The sequence below is a fragment of the Klebsiella sp. BIGb0407 genome (assembly GCF_024807845.1).
GTDB lineage: Bacteria > Pseudomonadota > Gammaproteobacteria > Enterobacterales > Enterobacteriaceae > JGM124.
Genome location: NZ_JANUEQ010000019.1, coordinates 1 through 6,427 on the forward strand (window position 1 = coordinate 1; position 6,427 = coordinate 6,427).

Consider the following 6,427-nt stretch of genomic DNA (forward strand, 5'->3'; position numbering starts at 1 on the left):
AAAGCACGAGCAGCACCGCCGTAGGTCTTAGCCAGTACGGTAGTGATTGCAGCAGTCAGAGTAGTTTTACCATGGTCAACGTGGCCGATAGTACCAACGTTAACGTGCGGTTTTTTACGTTCAAACTTTTCTTTAGACATGGATTGTCCCTCTAAGACACGGTTAAAACGGTGATATCACCACATCAACAAGGCATATGACTGCATTGCTGAATTGAGTTAACAGAAGAGAATCAGGAATGAGAAAAGGAAGTGGTGCTGATAGGCAGATTCGAACTGCCGACCTCACCCTTACCAAGGGTGCGCTCTACCAACTGAGCTATATCAGCACATCTGGAGCGGGCAGTGGGAATCGAACCCACATCATCAGCTTGGAAGGCTGAGGTAATAGCCATTATACGATGCCCGCATCCTGGAACTCGACTACCTGGATGTCTTTCTGTATTGAAGATAAAAGAAGGTCTTTTATCATTTGAGTCGATTAGCTTAGAGCTTCTCGCCTCTGGCGACGATTACGTTGCCGTATATGGTGGTGGGGGAAGGATTCGAACCTTCGAAGTCGATGACGGCAGATTTACAGTCTGCTCCCTTTGGCCGCTCGGGAACCCCACCAGGGGTACTTAGATACTTGATGGTGCCGACTACCGGAATCGAACTGGTGACCTACTGATTACAAGTCAGTTGCTCTACCTACTGAGCTAAGTCGGCATCAAGTGGTGCGCATTTTATGGGGGTCTGCGCCGTCTTGCAACTAAAAAATTGCAGAAAATGTTCGTACGCTTAGATTTTATGCGATTTACCGCAATTATGCTGATTAATTCGCCAAATGAGTATGAAATTCACTCACAGAGAATCCATTTTATTCTCTTTTTCTTACTCAGGGTTCTTCTTTTTCATGCATTTCTGTTTTTTCATTGAATAAAAAACAAGCGGTTAATATAAAAATATCGACTCTTTCTGCCATAACACTCGACTCACAACGTGATGAATCCACTGTAATGCATCATTCATACTGTTTTTTTCTTCTTATTCTTTCACTTCCGGTGTTACCCTCCTGCCCATTATCAAACATCCGATGCGTTGCACTGCTTTGACTCTCCTCATTTCGCGGAGATATTGACAGCAAGATGTGCGACGTAAATATTGTTTTGAACGACAGAAAGCATGCTTATGAGTAACAGAGAACAAATGTTGGCAATTACTCCTTATCTGCAATTTGATCGCAAGCAGTGGGCTGCACTGCGTGATTCAGTTCCAATGACACTGACAGAAGCAGAGATTGCGCGTCTAAAAGGAATTAATGAGGACCTCTCCCTGGATGAGGTTGTCGAGATTTATCTTCCTTTATCGCGGCTACTGAACTTCTATATAAGTTCTGATCTGCGTCGTCAGGCTGTACTGGAGCAGTTTCTGGGTACTAGCGGTCAGCGTATTCCGTATGTGATTAGCATCGCGGGGAGTGTTGCTGTCGGCAAAAGCACTACGGCACGTGTACTACAGGCCCTGTTAAGCCGCTGGCCTGAGCATCGCCGTGTCGAATTAATTACTACAGATGGTTTTCTTCATCCCAATGCGGTGCTAAAAGAACGCAATCTGATGAAGAAAAAAGGGTTCCCGCAATCCTATGATATGCATCGCCTGGTAAAGTTTGTCTCTGATATAAAATCAGGTGTACCTAACGTTACCGCACCGGTTTATTCGCATCTTTTTTATGATGTCATACCGGATGGCGATAAAACGGTAGCTCAGCCGGATATTTTAATTCTTGAAGGATTAAACGTTCTGCAAAGTGGGATGGATTATCCGCACGATCCGCATCATGTATTTGTTTCAGACTTTGTCGACTTTTCTATTTATGTTGATGCGCCTGAAGAGTTATTACAGGATTGGTATATTAATCGCTTTTTAAAATTTCGTGAAAGTGCGTTTACCGATCCTGACTCCTATTTCCATAATTATGCAAAGCTTTCTAAAGATGAGGCTATTAATACTGCAACACAATTATGGAATGAGATTAACTTGCTGAATTTAAACCAGAATATACTACCAACCAGAGATCGCGCCAGTCTGATAATGACCAAGGTCGCGAACCATGCAATAAATAATGTTAAATTGCGCAAATAATAATTAAGGGGAGAACCTCCCCTTAGTTTGCTCCACGTAATGAAATTTCCCCGCCAACCCAGGCTTTTATTACGCCATCTTGCTCCAGTAATAATCCTCCCTGTTCATTGATTCCGCGAGCAATACCAAATACCTCACGATCGCCAATAATCAGTTTTACCGGGCGATTAATATAGTTATCTAATTGCTGCCAGCGTGAAAGAAAGGGGGTTAGTCCCTCACGTTCGAAATGAATTAATGCCTGACGTAACTCTTTAATTAAAGAGATAGCAAGCTGATTCCTGTCAATGTTGAGGCCGACTTGTTGTAAGTTGATCCAGCCTTGATTAACGACTTCAGATACCACACTTTTCATGGCCAGATTGATGCCTGCACCCATAACAATTTGCGCTGCATCACCGGTTTTCCCCGTGAGTTCTACCAGGATACCGGCAAGTTTTTTATCGTTGAGATAGAGATCGTTTGGCCATTTAACTCTGACATCGTGAGCTCCGAGGCGTTGTAAGACTTCCGCAATCACAATACCAATGACCAGACTCAACCCTATTGCTGCTGCCGGCCCCTGCTCAAGACGCCAGTACATAGAAAGATAGAGATTGGTTCCAAAAGGAGAGAACCACTGTCTTCCCCGTCGACCTCTGCCAGCCTGCTGATATTCTGCGATACAGGCATCACCTGACTTGAGTTTTGTGAGCCGTTCAAGCAAATACTGATTTGTTGAATCAATCACGGGTAATACAGTGACCGTACCCTCATCAATCTGCGAGAGAATAAAAGCCTCATCAATCAATTGTATGGGTTCAGGCAGGCTGTATCCTTTACCTGGCACAGTAAATACATCAATACCCCAGTCACGTAAGGTATGGATATGTTTGTTAATTGCAGCCCGGCTCATACCTAACTGCTCACCCAACTGCTCACCCGAATGAAATTCACCGTCAGCCAGAATACCAATCAACGTTAATGGAACTGTATTATCTCTCACGCAATAGTCTCCAGGGCGCTAACTTCTTGCTTATTTCCGATAAAACGGACTTCAGGTTCCAGCCAGACATTAAATTTCTGGCCAACTTGCTGACGAACATAATGTGCTAATGCCACGATATCTTCACTGCTGGCATTATCTTCATTGATAAGGACTAATGCTTGCTGACGATGTACGGCTGCTCCACCAATTCGATGGCCTTTTAGCTGGCACTGATCGATAAGCCAGCCTGCAGCAAGTTTCACCTGGCCATCAGCCTGTGGGTAATGTGGAGCACTCGGATAAAGAATGAACAAATCCTCAGCTTCTTGTGCGGTAATCACTGGGTTCTTAAAGAAACTCCCTGCATTACCATTCACTTTCGGGTCTGGTAGCTTTGATGTTCTCATTGCACAGACACTATCGAAGACTTGCTGAGCTGTTACATTTTGCGGATCGAGCTGGATCAATGTGCCGTAAGTCAGAACAGGCTGCCATTTTTTGGCTAATCGTAGCCCTACAGCGACAATCGCATAGTCTTTATAGTCAGCCTGCTTGAAAATACTGTCACGGTAGCCAAACTGACACTGTCCATTATCAAAACGCAATGCCTGTCCTGTGTTGAGATCAACACAGTCCACATACTGGCAGACTTGTTTGATCTCTATGCCATAAGCACCAATATTCTGAATAGGTGAGGAGCCTACGCAGCCGGGTATTAAGGCAAGGTTCTCAAGTCCTGGTATGCCTTGCTGAAGGGTCTTTTCTACCAGTTGGTGCCAGTTTTCTCCCGCACCGACATGTAATAGCCATGAATCCGCCTGTTCCGTAATCTCAATACCCTTGATACGATTCACTATTACCGTGCCATCGAAGTCCTTCAGGAAGAGTATATTGCTCCCCTCACCGACTAGCATTGCAGGCTGACCACTGGTAGCAGCATCATTCCATGCCGCTATCAATTCCTGGACTGATTCGACAACGGCAATGCGTTTAGCATAAGCCTGGATGCCAAAGGTATTGAAAGACTTTAGAGAGGGATTCATCGTAGTTATATTCCGGAGTAAAGACCGGGTTAGTTTACCCGATAGCCCCCGCCTTGTCTCACTGCGTACCCGCTCACAAGTTCCAGATAATCTGGGGCGATTTAGACAGTACAATGTTGCTACGAATGATAAGGTTATATTTCCTCATTCTGCTGGGCAGGACCGAAAGTGCGCATTGTAGAGAAGCTTGAATGGTATAAGAATGACTACCTGATAAGCACAGATAAAGAAAAACTAGATATACAGTCCATCTATCAGTATCTAACGAGATCAACCTGGGCTAAAGGTATTGACCTGGATACTGTCTCTGCATCAATAGAAAATAGCCTTAACTTTGGCATGTATCATAATGAACTTCAGATAGGTTTTGCTCGCCTGATAACGGATTATGCGACCTTCGCCTATCTTTGCGATATCTATGTACTTGAAGAATATCAGGGAGACGGGCTTGGAAGATGGGTTATGGAATGCATACATAGCCATCCTCTGTTTGGACAGTTTCGCAGGATTGTGTTGTTCACGACAACGGCACCGTGGCTTTATGAAAAGTTGGGTTACGAGCCTGTAAATCAGGAAAATTATGTATGGACCATTACCCGACCTGATATTTACACAAAAGGCAAAAGTCTCGCTGACTGACACACCTCTCCATTAACTTATTTATTCCTGTATTTACAGCTTCCTCTTATAGCTGTGAGTCCAACCACTGATAGCTAATCACTATTATTAGGCACAGAGGTTAGCCATTAGAAACCTCTGTAGCCTGAATCATTCAAGATACTTATAGCTGCCAGATGCTGGCCGGACATAAACAAACTATGGATTCTAATGATGCGACTAACATTCGCCCACAGGCTGATGTACGGAGAAATAATTCATGATTTTTTCTTCTCTTGTAATCAGCTCCTCTGAAGGATAATTTTTATCATCCTTCATAGCATTAATGTAAAAATGTGAAGTATCTTTTCCACTAATAATCGTTTCCGCAGCCAGATAGAGGGTGGTCAGCTTTCTTCTTGTCAGTATTTCATTATTTTTCTCTTCTACGGCCAACTGCTCCCTTCCAGCATTTATTAGTCTCAGATTGGAATACATGTCTTTGTAATAATATATTTTTTCAACAACCTCGCTGAGTAATTCACATTTATACTCTGGCTTTGCTTTATTTGATTTAATAACAAGACCATGAATACTTGATAAGCAAAAGTTAGCGAGTTCTATTTTGAACATGTTGTCTAATGGATAATTATTGTCATTGATAACAGCTTCAGAAACACCTGGTTCAGATGTTATTGATTCTGTATTTCTCTGACTCTCATAATATGAATAAGGGGAACGTGATAGTCCGGGGGGGCGAGCAAAATCAGCGGCTACCTGTTGGTCATTAATCTGCATAGTCAGTGCAATATTTCCAGAATCATCAGCAAGAGTCAGGGAGTTTTCCGGGTAAACAAGGGCGGCACTTTCTGAAGGCCTCCATATACTACTGCCTCTTCCCAGCGCATAGCAGCAATATCCGGCAGCAGCCAGCACGCCGGTTCCCATGGTCCCGATAAGCAGGCGTTTTAACCAGCCAGTGGAGTTTTTTTGGATATTACGAGAAAAGGAATCCGACTGATTATTTTTCTCTTCCATACTATTCTCTACCCCGTTTATACCTACCGTCAAAGGACGATATACCGGATCGTACCGTATGACATCATCATCAATTTGATAGAGATGGAGTCGACACTCCTTCGCATAGGGTACTTCTGAAGTATTTTTTAACATAGTTCCCTCTTATTAAAGTAGCTATCCTTAATGGTATAAAATCAGACATTACATTATCGTGGTTATATAAAATATTGTCTTAGCCGGTTTTTTTTTACAAACTTCACTCATAGAAAAAAATATTAATATAATTCAATAATTAGTTCTAAAGAACGTCAGTATAATAATACTTTCAACCCGATAAATAATATAAATAAAAAATTCACTTACTCTTTTATTTATATTTAAATATCTATATTCAAGAAATATCTATAGATAATAAGATTAATAGGACTGAAAAACATACATACCAGGAAGCTGGAAGGCATCTTTCTGAAGTTTTTCGACGCATAACGCAAAAAACCCCAGTCGTCAGACTGGGGTCTCTGCTTATTTGATGTCTGGCAGTTCCTTCTCTCGCACGGGGAGGAGGACATTTTTCTGGAATTCTATGACGGGTAACGCAAAAAACCCCAGTCGTTAGACTGGGGTTCTTGCTTATTTGATGCCTGGCAGTTCCCTACTCTCGCATGGGGAGACCCCAC

General features: G+C 42.8%; 6 protein-coding genes and 4 tRNA genes. 2 read left to right on the forward strand and 8 right to left on the reverse strand.

Annotation, left to right across the window (positions count from 1 at the left end; all coding sequences use genetic code 11):
* From M2387_RS25715 to M2387_RS25735, 5 genes are all read right to left on the reverse strand, one after another.
* On the reverse strand, window positions 1-140 hold a 140-nt coding region (locus tag M2387_RS25715), incomplete at its 3' end, for a GTP-binding protein (protein ID WP_259053782.1).
* 112 nt (window positions 141-252) lie between these two features.
* Window positions 253-328 (reverse strand) — tRNA-Thr (locus tag M2387_RS25720).
* A 5-nt stretch (window positions 329-333) separates the two neighbouring features.
* Window positions 334-408: transfer RNA gene (locus M2387_RS25725), tRNA-Gly, on the reverse strand.
* Window positions 409-526: 118 nt separating this feature from the next.
* Window positions 527-611, reverse strand: a tRNA-Tyr gene (locus M2387_RS25730).
* Window positions 612-631: 20 nt separating this feature from the next.
* A tRNA-Thr gene (locus M2387_RS25735) sits at window positions 632-707 on the reverse strand.
* 462 nt (window positions 708-1,169) lie between these two features.
* Between M2387_RS25735 and coaA the strand changes: the two genes are divergently transcribed.
* Window positions 1,170-2,123 carry a type I pantothenate kinase gene (coaA, locus tag M2387_RS25740; protein ID WP_259053768.1) on the forward strand — a complete coding sequence of 318 codons (954 nt, stop codon included), beginning with the start codon at window positions 1,170-1,172 and terminating at the stop codon, window positions 2,121-2,123.
* Between the two features lie 22 nt (window positions 2,124-2,145).
* Here the strand turns inward: coaA and birA are convergent, their stop codons facing one another.
* On the reverse strand, window positions 2,146-3,108 hold the full coding sequence (gene birA, locus M2387_RS25745; protein WP_259053770.1) for a bifunctional biotin--[acetyl-CoA-carboxylase] ligase/biotin operon repressor BirA: 963 nt from the start codon (window positions 3,106-3,108) through the stop codon (window positions 2,146-2,148).
* Window positions 3,105-4,133: a UDP-N-acetylmuramate dehydrogenase gene (gene murB / locus M2387_RS25750; protein WP_259053774.1), complete on the reverse strand. Its 1,029-nt coding sequence runs from the start codon at window positions 4,131-4,133 to the stop codon at window positions 3,105-3,107. The genes birA and murB overlap by 4 nt, the downstream gene beginning before the upstream one ends.
* Window positions 4,134-4,301: 168 nt before the next feature.
* On the opposite strand from murB, the gene M2387_RS25755 reads away from it, so the two are divergent.
* Window positions 4,302-4,772: a GNAT family N-acetyltransferase gene (locus tag M2387_RS25755; RefSeq protein WP_259053777.1), complete on the forward strand. Its 471-nt coding sequence runs from the start codon at window positions 4,302-4,304 to the stop codon at window positions 4,770-4,772.
* A gap of 198 nt (window positions 4,773-4,970) precedes the next feature.
* Here the strand turns inward: M2387_RS25755 and M2387_RS25760 are convergent, their stop codons facing one another.
* Complete coding sequence (locus M2387_RS25760) at window positions 4,971-5,903, reverse strand: hypothetical protein (RefSeq protein ID WP_259053780.1); 933 nt, start codon at window positions 5,901-5,903, stop codon at window positions 4,971-4,973.
* Window positions 5,904-6,427: the final 524 nt, after the last annotated feature.